This is a genomic window from Corallococcus sp. AS-1-6 (genome assembly GCF_020037015.1).
Classification (GTDB): Bacteria; Myxococcota; Myxococcia; order Myxococcales; family Myxococcaceae; genus Corallococcus.
Genome location: NZ_JAIQDE010000021.1, coordinates 1 through 13,235 on the forward strand (window position 1 = coordinate 1; position 13,235 = coordinate 13,235).

Consider the following 13,235-nt stretch of genomic DNA (forward strand, 5'->3'; position numbering starts at 1 on the left):
TCCGTACCCGTCCCGCAGCAGGAACCCGAACCCCAGGTCCAACTGCGCCCCCTTCTTCGCCACCGCGCGCACCACCTCCGGCGCCCGCACCGTCAGCGGGACCTCCAATAACAGCCGCGCCAGCGCCTCCTCGAACTCCCGAGCACTGACCGGCACCCTCCGGTCCCACGTGACCGGGGCGTACGTCCGCGTCCCCTGCTCCGTGCGCAGCCGCACCGTGGGCCCGCTGGCGCAGCCCGTGAGCAGCACGAACAACACCATCCACACGCCGGCCTTGTGCGCACGCATGCCGTGCAGCATGCGCTTCAAAGACAACGGGGCGGAAGGCCCGTGGAGGACCCTCCGCCCCGCAGGGGCACCGCCGTCAATGACAGACGGCTAGTTGTTCTTCACCGTGAAGCTGAAGCTCTGGATGACGAAGTTGTCCACCGCGTCCGTCATCCACACGTCCACCGTGTGCGTGCCATCCAGCAGCTCGCGCGTGTCCAGCTCCGCGGTCCAGTTGCCGTTCGACTGGAGCGTGCCGGCGCGGATGCCCGACCCGTCCCGCGTGAACGCCACGTTCTTGATGCTGCTCAGCGCATCCGTCACCCGCGCCGTCAGCGTCACCACGCCGCCCACCGTGCTGCCCGGGGCCGGCGTCAGCAGCGTCGCCGTGGGCGCCTGCGTGTCGTAGCGCACCGTGCGCGTCACGCGCGTCGTGCGGCCGGCCTCGTTCGTCGCGTCGATGGTCAGCGTGTTCACGCCCGACGCCAGCGTCACCGACGTCTGGATTTCACCGCCGCCGCGCGGCAACTGGAACTGCTGCGCGCCCAGCTTCACCGTCGTGGCCGACACGGACGACACGCGAATCACATACGGCAGCGAGTGGTTCGCGCGCGGCCCGAACGTGGCCCCGTCCGCGGGGTCCGTCGTCACCGTGGGCGTGCCCGGCTCCACGAACACGTGCACCACCGCCTCCGTCACGTTGTTCGCCGAGTCCGTGGCGCGCACCAGGATGCCCTGCTCGCCGAAGTTCGGCAGGCTCACCGGGTGCGTCACCGAACCGGTGCCGAACTCCAGCAGCGTGGTGTTCACCCACTGCGTCTCCACGCGCGTCGGCGTCTGCTCGTCAATCTGGCTGATGACGTCCACCAGGCTCCCCACCACCTGGCCCTGCACCGGCGACTGGATGGTGATGACCGGCGGCACGCGGTCCACCGTCAGGTTGATCTGCTTCGTGGTGACACCGCCCAGGTTGTCGCGGCCCGTGAGCTGGATGATGTTCGGCCCCTCCACCAGCTCCACCGGCACGTAGACCAGACCGCCGCTCAGCTCGGGGTTCACCACCACCGGGGCGCCGCCGTTCACGATGAAGGCCGCGTAGGTGATGACCGCGCCGTTGGTGGCCGGCTTCACGAAGCCCCACGCGTTCAGCGTCGTCTCGCGGAGGAACGCGGGCTGGTTGCCCATGATGACCTCCGGCGGCGTGAACGGATAGGCGTTGATGTTCAGCGTCTGCGCCGCCGTGCTGCCTAGCAGGTTCTGGCTGTTCGGCTGCAGCGTCACGCCGGAGTACACCGCGCGGTAGTCCTGCGCGCCCGTGGCCGTCCACGAGTCCGTCGCGATGCTCCACGGCAGGGAGAACACGCCGTCGCCGTCCGCGTCGTCATCCGCGCCAATCGCCACGCCCGCCACGAAGAAGGTCACCACGCCCTTCAGCGGCCCCGTCACCACCGCGTTGGTGGACGCGTTGCGCACGCGCGCGGACAGGAGCGTCGCCTGGCCAATGGTCACGCTCGCGTTCGCCGCCGGCGTGAGGATGGCCGTCGTCGTCGCCAGGCCCGTCACCGGAGGAGGCGGCGGCGTATACGTCTTCGCGCGAGCGGAGGCCGAAACGCCCGGCGCGCCACCCGAGGCCGCCGTCACCGTGACCTCCGACAGGAGCGACGGCAGCAGGTTCGCCGGAGCGCGCACCGTCAGCGTCACCGTGGACTCCGCGCCGGAGGCCAGGAACACCGTGGGCCGGCTCAGCGTGGCCGTCCAGCCCGGCAGGCCGCCCGCGGCGCTCAGCGTGTACGTGTCCGCCTGGTAGCCGTGGTTCTTCACCTTGAACGTGTAGGTCGTCTCCGACGCGGCCGGGTCGTAGATGGGGAACATCTTCGTGTCCTCGCCCACCACGGACACCTCCACGCTGAAGTCGCCGAAGCACGCCAGGCCCAGCGACGCGAACGTCGTCGGGATGTCCGGCGTCGCCGTGCCCGAGCCCCAGCTCCCGTCCGCCGCCTGGCGGGACTTCAGCCACTCAATCGCGTTGAACAGGCGCGCGTTGCTCGCCGGCTCCTTGCCCGCGAGGCACAGCGCGTACACGCCAATGCCCGTGGCGAAGTCGTTGGACGCGTCCGAGGGCAGGTTGCCCCAGCCCTTGCCGCTCACCGCCGGCATCGCGATGAGCTGGTTGGCCAGCGTCTGGATGGCGTTGGCGTTCACGTCGTTCAGGCCCGGGCCCGCGGCCTTCAGGCCCACGATGGCCCACGACTTCTGGAACGTGTACGGCATGCCGTCGCCCGCGCCGGACGTGTCGTTGTTGTTGAGGTTCGCGCGCAGGTACGCGGCCGCCTTGTCGATGGCCGCCTGGTACTGCGCCGCCTTCGCCGGGTCCACGCGCTGCTTCGCCTGCGACAGCGTCACCAGGAAGCGCGCCGTCAGCGGCACGCTGCCGTGGTCCACCGGGAAGTTGATGTGGTCCTCCGGCCACCGGCCGCTGGCCTGCTGCACGCTCACGGCCCAGTTGGCCGCCATCACCAGCGCGCTGCTGTACTGCGTGGACACGTACTGGTCGAAGCCCGCCAGGCCGAACGACGCCCAGCTCGTCTTCTCATTGGGGTACAGCGTGCCCTCGTGCAGCCAGTTGCCCGCGGGCTTCTGGTCCGTCTTGATGCGCGCGCCCAGCAGGTCCAGGTTGCCCTGGATGGTGCGGCCGTTGGAGGTGGCCTGCGCCATGTTGTAGCCATTGGCCTTGGCGCTCGACAGGCCGAACACCGCCGCGCCCTGGCGGTGGCACGCGATGCAGTTCTGCGACGTGGTCCAGTTGGCCACGTCCGCGCTCAGGAACTGGATGGCCTTCTGCGTGGCCTCCGTGTTGGTGGCCGCGACGGCCGGCACGCTGAAGGCGGACAACAACACCGCCGCGAACATGAGGAGTCTCGCCGCCCAACGGGGCGACGAACGGGAGACGGCTGATGACATGAGGGCACGTCCAGGGGCCTGCGGGTGGGCACACCCGGACGCGAGGCTCAGGCACCATGGCCCGTGCACCCCGCGAAAGGCGTGCGGGGCAAGAATACTCAAGTTTGGCTGTAACTGTCCAGGGAGGGGAAAAGCACCCGAGCCTTAGAAATCAAGGACATGCAGCCAGTCAGGCGAGTCCTTTGAGACTCAGCCTTCCTGTGAACCCCGGGTGCGCTTCCACAGCTCGCGCAGGAGAATCACGCCGAACTGGGAGTCGTTGAGGATGTACCGGCGCCACAGGCGCTTGGGCTCGTGGGTGAGGCGGTAGAGCCACTCGAAGCCGGCCCTGGCGATCCACTCCGGGGCGCGCTTGGCGGTGCCGGCGATGAAGTCGAACCCCGCGCCGATGCCGATGGCCACCGTGGGCCCCAGCTTCTGGGCCACCTGGGAAATCCACACCTCCTGCTTGGGGCTGCCCAGCGCGACGAAGAGCAGGTGCGGGTCCTTCTCCCGGATGCGCGCGACGATGGGGTCGTTCTGCGCGTCGCCCGCGTCCAGGTTCACCATGGGCGAGTCCCAGCCCACGACCTCGATGCCGGGGTACTGCGCCTGGAACTGCTTGCCCACCTTCTCCGCGACGCCGGGGCCCGCGCCCAGCAGGAAGATGCGCCACTTGCGCTCGGCGCCCAGCTTCACCAGCGGGAGGATGAGGTCGGAGCCCGCGATGCGCTCCGGCAGGGACACGTCCAGCATGCGCGACGCCCAGACGATGGGCATGCCGTCCACCACGGAGATGGTGGCCTTGGCGTACGCGTCGCGGAAGCGCGTGTTCGTCTCCGCGAGGACGACGTGGTCCACGTTGGCGGTGAAGACGTAGCCGCCCTGGTGCGCGTCCACCAGCTCGCCAATGGCCGTGACGGCCTCCGGGAAGGTGAGCTGGTCGATGGTGAGCTGGCCGATGTTCAGGCGCGGGCGGGGAGAGGTGGCGGGGGCGTGTGCGGTGGTCAAGGCGTCGTCTTCACTTCACCGTGAGGTCCAGCACGGTGATGGAGTAGGGGGGAAGGCGCTGCGACAGGGTCTGCTCGGCCTTGGTGCCGGTGGCCTGTTCGGTGAAACCGCCCGGCGCGCCCGAGTACCCCATGACGCGCACGGTGTTGAGCGAGCCGCAGCCCTTGAACTCCACCTGGGCCTGGGCGGCCTGCTCGGGGTCGAAGTTGAGCAGCACGGCGGTGAGCTTCTTGCCGGACGCGTCGCGGGACGCGAAGAGGCTGGTGCCCTCCGCCGCGGTGGTGGACAGGGCGTTGTCCTGGAAGCGGCCACCGCGCCCGTCGAAGTCGCGGTACGCGCGGAACGCCCAGAACGTGGGGCTGTTCTCCGCGGGGTACTGCCAGAAGAACGCGGACGTGAGCCCCTGCTGCCCGAAGCGGCCCAGGGCCTCCGCCTGCGCGAGTCCCCCGCTCATGTGCTTCATGGCGCCGAAGTTGTACTCGCCAATGGACATGCCCCGGCCGGGGTAGTTCTCCGAAATCCACTGCTTCACGCGTGGAATCAACTGGATGGGCTCGGAGATCCACGACTCGTCCTTGTACGTCGGGTCCCACAGCGCGCGGGTGGAGCGGATCCGCCGCGCGTTGGTCTCCGGGTCGGTGGCGCCCTCCAGGCCCAGGCCCACGTTGGACTGCGGGTAGAAGTGCACGTCCACCACGTCCAGCAGGCGCACGCCGGTCTTCTTCTCGTGGTCGCGCAGCTCGCGCAGGTACCAGGCCAGCAGCGGCACGTCGCCGTGCGCGCGGCGGTCCGTGTACGGCGGGCGGCCGGGGGCGAAGTCCGCGGCGGACCAGAAGTAGTTCGTCCAGCCCCACTCGGCGGGACCGGCGATGACGGCTTCCGGATCCGCCTTCCGCACGGCGGTGCCGTACTCGATGGTGCGCTTGAGCAGCTCGTCGTAGGTGAGCGGCTCGGGGTGCACGTCCCGGTGCGTGGAGCTCCAGAGGGCGGGCTCGTTGTCCAGGATGTACATGTTCACGCCGCGCCTGGCGGCCTTGAGCGACTTCACCCACTCGGCGATGAACTCCGGCGGGGCCTGCACGCTGGTGGTGGTGGGCGCGCCGGGGACCAGGGGCGTGCCGTCGCGGCGCACGCCGTTGCCGCCCGCGGGCTCCGTGTCGTCCTGGGCCTGCTGCGGGCCGAAGGAGGACACCGGGAAGCCCACGGAGGACGTGTCCTTGGCCACCCAGCCGATGAGCGGCAGCGTGAGCGCGGACTGGACGTTGTTCTTCCGGTTGGACTCCAGGAAGTCATCCGCGCCGAAGCCGAGCTGCACGTTGCGGAAGTACCAGTCGTTGCCGGTGTTCCACGCGCGGCCCAGCTTCCAGTTGTAGCGGGAAGTGGGGTTGCCGCCCCAGCGGCGGATGGTGGCGCCCAGCTTCCACTGGTGCGTGTCCGTGGTCTCCTTGTTGCCGTCCAGCGCGATGCCGTAGATGAGCGGGCTGATGGGCCTGGACGGCGCGGTGCAGTCGATGACCATCTTCGACTCGCGGCCGTCACCCCGGCCCATGCGTCCACCGCCCGCGGCGCGCGCGGCGGCCACGTCCGGAGACAGCGGCACCAGGGCCACCTTGTCGAAGAGGACCCAGTCCCGGCCCACCTCCTTCGACGCGCGCAGCACCAGGCGGTCGAAGGGCTCACTGCGCGGGTTGAGGACCTCCATGGGCACGACGACCTCCGCCCACTCGCGGTCCTTCTTGACGATGAACTCCGGGCTGATGCGCACGTGCGGGAACGTGGCGGCGCCGGGCGCGTCCAGGCGCACGTCCAGGAACTCGCCGTAGGACTCCGGCGCGGTGAAGCGGAAGCTCAGCGCGCCGTACGCGCCCTGGAGCTTGGGCCGGTAGAGGATCCACCCGCCGTAGTTGAACATCCGCAGGCGCGCGGGCGCGCCCCGGGGCAGCTCGCGAGGCGCCCAGCCGATGTCCTTCCATCCGGCCTGGAGGCCCCCGTCGTACACGGCCACCACGTCCGTGGCGGCGGGCTGCGCGGCGGGCACGGCGTCCTTCGAGGCGCCTTGCTGCGCCATCGCCACGCCCGCGCCGCCGCCCAGCACCGCGCAGGTGAGGATGACGGTCCGCTTCCACCGGCCGTGCTTCGTCTCTGCCATGACCTTCCTCAACGCATCCCCCGGAACGAACCCGGCACAGCGGATCAGCAAGCGACAGCGGCTACAGCGGGACCTCGTCCAGGTCCTTGCGCGGGAAGATGCGCGCGGGGATGCCCACCGCGACGCTGTCCGGCGGCACGTCCTGGAGCACCACGGCGTTCGCGCCAATGCGAGACCGGGCGCCGATGCGCACGGGCCCCAGGATGCGGGCGCCCGCGCCAATCCAGACGTCGTCCTCGATGGTGGGGTAGCCGTTGTCCTTGGCGGTGCCCACGGTGTTGTTGCCGTAGAAGCGCACGCGGTCGCCGATGCGCGCGTCCCCGCCGATGACGACGCCCAGGCTGTGCACGAAGTACACGCCCTTGCCCAGCGTCACGTCCTTGCCGATTTCAATGCCCATCACCGCCGTCTGGGCCACGCGCAGCACGTGGTTCACCAGCGGGATGTGGAAGGCCAGCGCCGCCTCCCGCGCGCGGTTGAGCGCGGTGATGCGGTACGAGTCGCTGGTCAGCACCACCTTGGCGATGGACTTCGCGTCCGACGTCCCGGTGGCCGCCTTGGCCATCTCCAACGCGTCCGAGATGAGGGCTCCGAACATGGCTTTCATCCTTGGGGATTTCCCCGGCCCTGCAGGTAGCGAGCGAGCCCCTTGGCGACGCCCACCCAGCCGCCGGCCTCCGTGCGGGCACCGCGCAGGTACTCCATGCCGTACGCCACGGACGTGCCCGCGAACGCGGCGCCCGTGAGCCCCAGCTTGTCCGCCACGGTGGAGGCCTTCACCACGGCCTCCGTCAGCTTGCGCGACGCCTCCGGCGCCACCACCGCCGAGGCGAGCAGCGGGCGGGACAGCAGGTTGGTCTCGAAGAAGAGGCGCCAGGGGTTCACGCCCTTCACGTCCGGGTGCTTCACGGAGACGTGGGTGTCGAACATGCCGTAGCGGTGGGCGCGGCGGATCCACTTCTCGAAGCTGACGTGGTCGCTGCCGTGCAGCACGTACGCGTCCGGCGCGAAGAGGAACGCGCAGCCGGCCTTCTCCAGCCGCACGCCCAACTCCACGTCCTCCGACTGGCCCAGCGTCTTGTCGAAGCCGCCCACGCTCACGTAGTCCGCGCGGGGGAAGGACACGTTGCCCGTGTAGAGGTGGTTGCCGCGCGCCTTCACGCCGGGGACGGACAGCTCCTCGGCCATGCGGTTGTTGAGGTGCGCGTACCAGCGCTCGAAGAGGGGCATCTCCCCGATTTCGGGGTCCGGCCGGATGCGGCCCAGCACCACGTTGCGCGAGCCGGGCGGGTGGTGGGCCAGGTGGCGCGCGAGGAAGTCGGAGGCCACCTGCATGTCGTCATCCGTGACGAGCACCGTGGGGGCCCGCGCGGCCAGCACGCCCCGGTGCCGCGCGGCGGCGGCGCCCGCGTTCTGCTGCACCTCCACGCGCAGGGTGTAGGGCAGCTTGAGCGCGGACAGCGGGCCCTTCACGTCGGAGGCGGAGCCGTCGTCCACCACCACCACCTCGAAGTCCTCGGGCGGCAGCGTCTGGCCGGCCAACTGCTGGAGCAGGCGGGTGATGAGGGGCAGCCGGTTGTACGTGGCGATGACGACGCTGAGCCGGGGGGCCGGGGCAGCGGGGGAGTCGGAAGGGCTCATGGCTTCTTCTTCTTGGCCGCGTCGGCGCGCTTCTGCTTCTTCGTGGGACGCGGGAAGGTGACGCTGCCGGCGAAGCGGTCCTCGCCCACCAGCTTGAGGGTCTTTTGCGCGGAGCCGAAGTCCGTCTCGCCCAGGGTGACGACCAGCAGGGCGGTGTCCGCGGCCAGGGCCAGCGGGAGGCTCGCGGGGTGGGTGACGAGCGAGTCGATGACCACGATGACCCGCTCGCCCTGCTCCACGCGGCGGCGCACCTCCTGGACCATGCGCGGGGCGCCGGCGGGCTCGATGCCGGTGGCGTCCACCAGGCGCAGGGGCGGCTCCGGGTAGGGCGCGCCGGCCTCCATCAGGGCCTGGCCCGCGTCCTGCGCGGGGGCGCCGGGGTGGGCGGGGACGACGACCAGGTAGCTCCAGGCGCGGCGGTCCAGCGCGAACCACAGCCGCGACAGCTCCGGCGAGGGCACGGCGCTGGCGGGCGGGGTCTCCTCGGCGGGTGACGGGGGGCTCGAATCGGCGGACATGGGAGCGCGGACGGTATAACGCAATGAGGCGTCATGACCCAACGACCCGGGCGGGCGGGCAGGCGAAGGAGCGCGCCACCGGTCTGCTGTCACGGCTGACCCCCTCTGGACGCGGCCCGGGCACGGGGAGCCTGGGGGACGCGGCGTGTTATGGAAGAGGGGTGCAGAAGATCGGCTACCTGATTCCCGAGTTCCCCGGACAGACCCACATCTTCTTCTGGCGCGAGCTGCAGGCGCTGCAGGGGAAGGGCGTGTCGCCGGAGCTGGTGTCCACCCGTCCGCCGCCCGCGCGCATCATCAGCCACAGTTGGGCGCGCGAGGCCATGTCGCGCACGGAGTACCTGGCGCCGCCGCCTCCGCTGGGCGTGCTGCGGGCCGCGCTGGAGATTGCCCGGGCCCTGCCCACGGGCTGGGCGCGGGTGCTGGCCTCCATCGCCCGGGCGGAGGGCCTGGACGCGAAGGGCCGCGCGCAGTTGGTGGCGTTCGCGGTGATGGGCGGCCGGCTGGCGTCGCTGGCGCGCGAGCGCGGCTGGACGCACGTGCACGTGCACTCCTGCGCCAACGCGGCGCACGTGGCCATGTTCGCGCACCTGTTGTCCGGGCTCACGTACAGCATGACGCTGCACGGGCCGCTGGACGACTACGGGCCGAACCAGCGGGAGAAGTGGCGGCACGCGAAGTTCGCCTTCGTCATCACGAAGAAGCTGCTGGCCGAAGTGCGCCAGGAGCTGGCGGGGAGCCTGCCGGAGCGCATCGAGCTGGCGCCCATGGGCGTGGAGCTGTCGCGCTTCCAGCGCACGGTGCCCTACGAGCCGTGGTCCGGGGAGGGGCCCCTGCGGCTGTTCGCGTGCGGCCGGCTGAACCCGTGCAAGGGGCACGCGGACCTCATCGACGCGGTGGGGATGCTGCGCAAGAAGGGCATCGACGCGCGGCTGTCCATCGCGGGCGAGGACGAGGCGGGCGGCACCACGTACCGCAAGGTGCTGGAGGCGAAGCTCGCGCAGGACGGCCTCACGGACGCGGTGACGCTCCTGGGCGCGGTGAGCGAGGACGTGGTGAAGGACGGCATCCAGCGCTCGCACCTGTTCGCGCTGGCGAGCCTCCAGGAGCCGCTGGGCGTGGCCATCATGGAGGCCATGGCCATGCGCGCGCCGGTGGTGGTGACGGGCGCGGGCGGCGTGAAGGAGCTGGTGGACGACGGCGTGGACGGCGTGCTGGTGCCGCCGCAGGCCCCCGCGGTGCTGGCGGAGAAGCTGGAGAAGCTGGCGCGCGACCCCGCCGAGGCGGTGCGGCTGGGCGAGGCCGGCCGCCGCAAGGTGGAGGAGCAGTTCAGCAGCGAGCGCAGCGCGGACATGCTGGCGCGGATGCTCGCGTAGCCGTCAGCGCACGGCCTTCCAGAAGAACAGGGCGGTGGCGCGCTTGCTGCGCTTGTCGCCCTGTCCGAAGTACGCGGTCGCCGAGTGCACGAAGTCGGCCCGGTAGACGATGAGGCGGTTGAAGACGTTCTCCACCTCCACGTCCTGGGTCCACGCGTTGGCGGGCAGCTTCGTCACGCCGAAGGCCTGGGTGAGGTTGACGCAGCCGGGAGGGCAGGTGTTGCCGCCCAGGCCGCCGCCGGGCATGCGCAGCCGGTAGAAGGACGTGCCCACGTGCTTCACGGGCGGCTTGGGGTGCAGGTAGATGACGCCCGCGAAGTCGCACAGCGCCAGCGAGTCCACGTGCGGCTTCGCGGTGGACTCCTTCTCCCCCACGAGCTGCACGTGGTTGTGGGACAGCGAGCCCTGCGCCGGGGCCTCCTGCTTGAGGGCGCGCACGCCGGTCTGTGCGCAGATCCATTGCTCGATGGGGGCCAGCTCCGCGGGGGTGAGCGCGTGGGGCGCGCGGATGCCGGGCCAGATTTCGGGCTTCCACGGGGCGCCCAGGGTCCAGTCCTCGCGGGCCAGGTTGCGCTCGTAGACCTCCAGCGCGTTGGGCAGGGCGTTGTCCTTGATCCAGTAGTCCCGTCCCAGCTTCGGCTTCCGGTAGGGGAGCACGTCGCGGACGGCCGACTCCGGGCGCCGTGTGTCGAGCATGGAGGGCGTGTCAGCAAGAACCCTGCCGTGTCTTCACCGGTGTTTCACACAACGGGCCGGGGCGTTCTGCCCCATCCCACCGGGGGACTCGCCACACCGGGGCGTTTTGCCCCGGGGTCAATCACCCCGGAGGGCCTTCGTCGTGCGCCTTCGCCGGGGATGACGACTGCTGATCACCCCGGTGTGCTTCTGTCGGAAACCCAGGCGCACCTGCCCTGGATGGACACCCGAAAGACAGACAGTGGATGCATTCGGGACGTTGGAGGTGGAAATCGCCGGGTGGGATGGGATTTCCAGACACTCTGGGTAATTCATGGATAGTTTGCTCTGTCCGGCTTGGCTGGCTTGGTCATGATGGCCCTGCACGGAAACAGGGCTCGGGGGGGCACTTCCATGGCTGACAAAGAGATGCAGACGTTCGCGGCGCTGGTCATCCAGTTCCGCTCAGGGCTCTTGAAGCACGCCCAGCGCATCCTGGGGAACGCGGCGGACGCGGAGGACCTGGTGCAGCACGCGCTGGACGAGGCGTGGAAGGAGCGGCTGCACCTCCAGGGGCCGGAGGCCTTCCGGGCGTGGACGGGGCGGGTCATCAACACGCGGGCCATCAGCCTCTTGCGCCACCACCGCGCGGAGCAGCGCAAGGCGGTGAACGCGGGCTGGGTGACGGTGCTGGCGGACGACCCCGAGGAGGTGGAGGCCGGCGAGCTCTGGACGTTCATCCAGGAGAAGGACCTGCGCGAAGCGGTGGCGCGCCTCCCGCCGCAGCAGCGGGAGGTCTTCCACCTGCGAGCGCAGGGGCGCTCCTACGTGAGCATCGGCGCCCAGGTGGGCCGCTCCACGGGCACGGTGGGCTGGTGGCTGCACCAGGTGCGCGAACAACTGCGCGAGCGGCTCCAGCCCATCGCGGAGGAGCGCCGGCTCTCCTCCGTGGGGACGTGGCACTGAGTCCCTCGAAAGGGGGATGACGGGTCCCTCTTCAGGGGCATGGTTCGCGAGCCAGACCCTGGGTTGAGTCGGTGTTCCTCACTTCGAGGATCACCGGTAGGGCTCCCCATGAATCTGACGGTCTACCTGCTTCGCGACGTCGTCTCTGAACTCGGCCAGCTTCAGCGCAAAGAGGGGTATCGTGAACTGAAGCCCAACGAGGCGCTCCCGTTCCCCTGTGTCGCGTGGGTCCAGGCCAGCAGGTCGACTCCGCCCAAATGGATGCCCTGGCTGGGGACGGCCTTCGACCTGGAAGACCTCCGGTTGAAGAACCAGTCCAACGCTTTTGTGATGTTCCTCCAGGTGGACGGGCGCGTCTTCGCGCTCACGTTCGGATTCGGGCTGGGGGCCATCGATCGGAAGCTCATTGAGCCGGACTTCGGGCTCAAAGTGGTCCTCAACGAAGTGGACCCCGACGCGCTGGACATGGTGGACACCCGCCGGGTGGACCGGGTGAGCCGTCAGCGCCGGACGCACCTCAACGCGGGGCGGAACGTGGGCGAGTTCGACATCAGCACGGAGCTGGATTGGCTCCAGAAGGTCAGCGGCCGCCCGCTTTCCACCGCGCTGACGAAGAAGATGGTAGGGGCGGACTCCCTCAAGCTGTCCATGAAGTGCACGGTCGAGGAACTGGGGGCGCACTGCCAGACGTTCCTCACGCAGTACCGGAAGACGCAGTACAAGAAGCACTTCGGCTTCATCGACTACCTTCGGCCGCTCAAGGCGCGGAACCCGCTCATCCCCGTACTGGAAGAGCACCTGGTGGGGCTCTTGAAGGACCGCTCGCACGAGGAACTCGCCGTGGCGTTCCCGGAGATGCCGGACGAGCGCATCACCCGGTGGCGGCTGTCGCAGGGGCATCAGTCCCAGGAGTTCGAGGACCTGGACATCGAAGGGGTCTACGACTTCCTGGAGGCTCATCCCGAAATCCAGCGGGATCCCCAGAAGATCCGTGTGCGGGGCTTGAACGACGATGGGGAGGTCCTGACGTCGAACGACAACCTCCACCGGTACCTGGTGGCCCAGGTGGAGCACGCCCACGCGACCTATGTGCTGTCCCTGGGACAATGGTTCCGCGTCGACACGGACTACATCTCGAAGGTGCGTGAGCGCGTGCGACAAATCGCTGACGTCACGGCGAAGTTGCAGCTCCCGAAGTGGAGCCAGACCTTCAAGAAGGAGGGGGCGTACAACAAGCACGTGGGCAAGACGAAGAACTGGCTGGTGCTGGACGCGAAGCCCTTCTACCCGGATGGCCACACAGGGAAGATGGAGGTCTGCGACCTGCTGAGCCCCAACAGGGACTTCATCCATGTGAAGAGCATGAAGGACTCCGCCACGCTGAGCCACCTGTTCGGCCAGGGCAGCGTGTCCGCGCGCCTGTTCCGCTCAGTGCCCGCGCATGCGGACAAGGTCCGGAAGTTCTTCCATGACCACTACGGGAGCGCGAAGGACTTCGACGGGATGAAGGGCTCGCCGCGCGTTGTCTATGCCATCGCGACCCGGAAGCAGGGGGCGCTTGCGGACACACTCTTCTTCTTCAGCGTCGTCAATCTGCTGGAGCACGTGAAGACCGTTCGTCTCGCGGGCTTCGACGTCGCGCTATGCCGGATTGAACGGTAGGGACACACGCTCCTGGGCCGCGGGAGCGTG

10 protein-coding genes and 1 pseudogene are annotated in these 13,235 nt (G+C 69.6%); 3 read left to right on the forward strand and 8 right to left on the reverse strand.

Annotation, left to right across the window (positions count from 1 at the left end; genetic code table 11):
* The 7 genes and pseudogenes from K8612_RS25710 to K8612_RS25740 all read right to left on the reverse strand — a co-directional run.
* Window positions 1-300, reverse strand: a pseudogene (locus tag K8612_RS25710) (hypothetical protein); the annotation flags it as partial.
* 78 nt (window positions 301-378) lie between these two features.
* The gene (locus tag K8612_RS25715; RefSeq protein ID WP_223764237.1) at window positions 379-3,177 is read right to left on the reverse strand and encodes an Ig-like domain-containing protein; all 2,799 of its coding nucleotides are present in this window, start codon (window positions 3,175-3,177) and stop codon (window positions 379-381) included.
* Window positions 3,178-3,417: 240 nt separating this feature from the next.
* The gene (gene epsA, locus K8612_RS25720) at window positions 3,418-4,218 is read right to left on the reverse strand and encodes an exopolysaccharide biosynthesis glycosyltransferase EpsA (RefSeq protein ID WP_223743339.1); all 801 of its coding nucleotides are present in this window, start codon (window positions 4,216-4,218) and stop codon (window positions 3,418-3,420) included.
* 10 nt (window positions 4,219-4,228) lie between these two features.
* The gene (gene epsB / locus K8612_RS25725; RefSeq protein WP_223764238.1) at window positions 4,229-6,367 is read right to left on the reverse strand and encodes a GH44 family glycoside hydrolase EpsB; all 2,139 of its coding nucleotides are present in this window, start codon (window positions 6,365-6,367) and stop codon (window positions 4,229-4,231) included.
* Between the two features lie 61 nt (window positions 6,368-6,428).
* Window positions 6,429-6,965, reverse strand: a complete 537-nt coding sequence (epsC, locus tag K8612_RS25730) for a serine O-acetyltransferase EpsC (RefSeq protein WP_014400828.1) — start codon at window positions 6,963-6,965, stop codon at window positions 6,429-6,431.
* Between the two features lie 5 nt (window positions 6,966-6,970).
* Window positions 6,971-8,008, reverse strand: coding sequence for an exopolysaccharide biosynthesis glycosyltransferase EpsD (gene epsD, locus K8612_RS25735; protein WP_223764239.1), 1,038 nt, complete (start codon window positions 8,006-8,008; stop codon window positions 6,971-6,973).
* Window positions 8,005-8,526 (reverse strand): hypothetical protein, encoded by a 522-nt coding sequence (locus K8612_RS25740; RefSeq protein WP_223743335.1) that lies wholly within the window; start codon window positions 8,524-8,526, stop codon window positions 8,005-8,007. The genes epsD and K8612_RS25740 overlap by 4 nt, the downstream gene beginning before the upstream one ends.
* Window positions 8,527-8,687: 161 nt before the next feature.
* Between K8612_RS25740 and epsE the strand changes: the two genes are divergently transcribed.
* A complete protein-coding gene (gene epsE / locus K8612_RS25745; protein WP_223764240.1) occupies window positions 8,688-9,902 on the forward strand; it encodes an exopolysaccharide biosynthesis GT4 family glycosyltransferase EpsE in 1,215 nt (404 codons plus the stop codon).
* Window positions 9,903-9,905: 3 nt separating this feature from the next.
* Here epsE and K8612_RS25750 read toward each other — a convergent pair whose 3' ends face one another.
* Window positions 9,906-10,598, reverse strand: a complete 693-nt coding sequence (locus K8612_RS25750) for a DUF6445 family protein (protein ID WP_223764241.1) — start codon at window positions 10,596-10,598, stop codon at window positions 9,906-9,908.
* 393 nt (window positions 10,599-10,991) lie between these two features.
* On the opposite strand from K8612_RS25750, the gene K8612_RS25755 reads away from it, so the two are divergent.
* Window positions 10,992-11,543 carry an RNA polymerase sigma factor gene (locus K8612_RS25755; protein ID WP_223764242.1) on the forward strand — a complete coding sequence of 184 codons (552 nt, stop codon included), beginning with the start codon at window positions 10,992-10,994 and terminating at the stop codon, window positions 11,541-11,543.
* Window positions 11,544-11,651: 108 nt separating this feature from the next.
* Window positions 11,652-13,205: a DUF6119 family protein gene (locus tag K8612_RS25760; RefSeq protein ID WP_223764243.1), complete on the forward strand. Its 1,554-nt coding sequence runs from the start codon at window positions 11,652-11,654 to the stop codon at window positions 13,203-13,205.
* Window positions 13,206-13,235 lie beyond the last annotated feature (30 nt).

Coding starts and splice junctions, on each gene's coding strand:
- K8612_RS25715 (WP_223764237.1), bottom strand. CDS start 3,177: ATGTTCGCGGCGGTGTTGTTGTCCGCCTTCAGCGTGCCGGCCGTCGCG.
- epsC (WP_014400828.1), bottom strand. CDS start 6,965: ATGTTCGGAGCCCTCATCTCGGACGCGTTGGAGATGGCCAAGGCGGCC.
- epsB (WP_223764238.1), bottom strand. CDS start 6,367: ATGGCAGAGACGAAGCACGGCCGGTGGAAGCGGACCGTCATCCTCACC.
- K8612_RS25740 (WP_223743335.1), bottom strand. CDS start 8,526: ATGTCCGCCGATTCGAGCCCCCCGTCACCCGCCGAGGAGACCCCGCCC.
- epsD (WP_223764239.1), bottom strand. CDS start 8,008: ATGAGCCCTTCCGACTCCCCCGCTGCCCCGGCCCCCCGGCTCAGCGTC.
- K8612_RS25750 (WP_223764241.1), bottom strand. CDS start 10,598: ATGCTCGACACACGGCGCCCGGAGTCGGCCGTCCGCGACGTGCTCCCC.
- K8612_RS25755 (WP_223764242.1), top strand. CDS start 10,992: ATGGCTGACAAAGAGATGCAGACGTTCGCGGCGCTGGTCATCCAGTTC.
- K8612_RS25760 (WP_223764243.1), top strand. CDS start 11,652: ATGAATCTGACGGTCTACCTGCTTCGCGACGTCGTCTCTGAACTCGGC.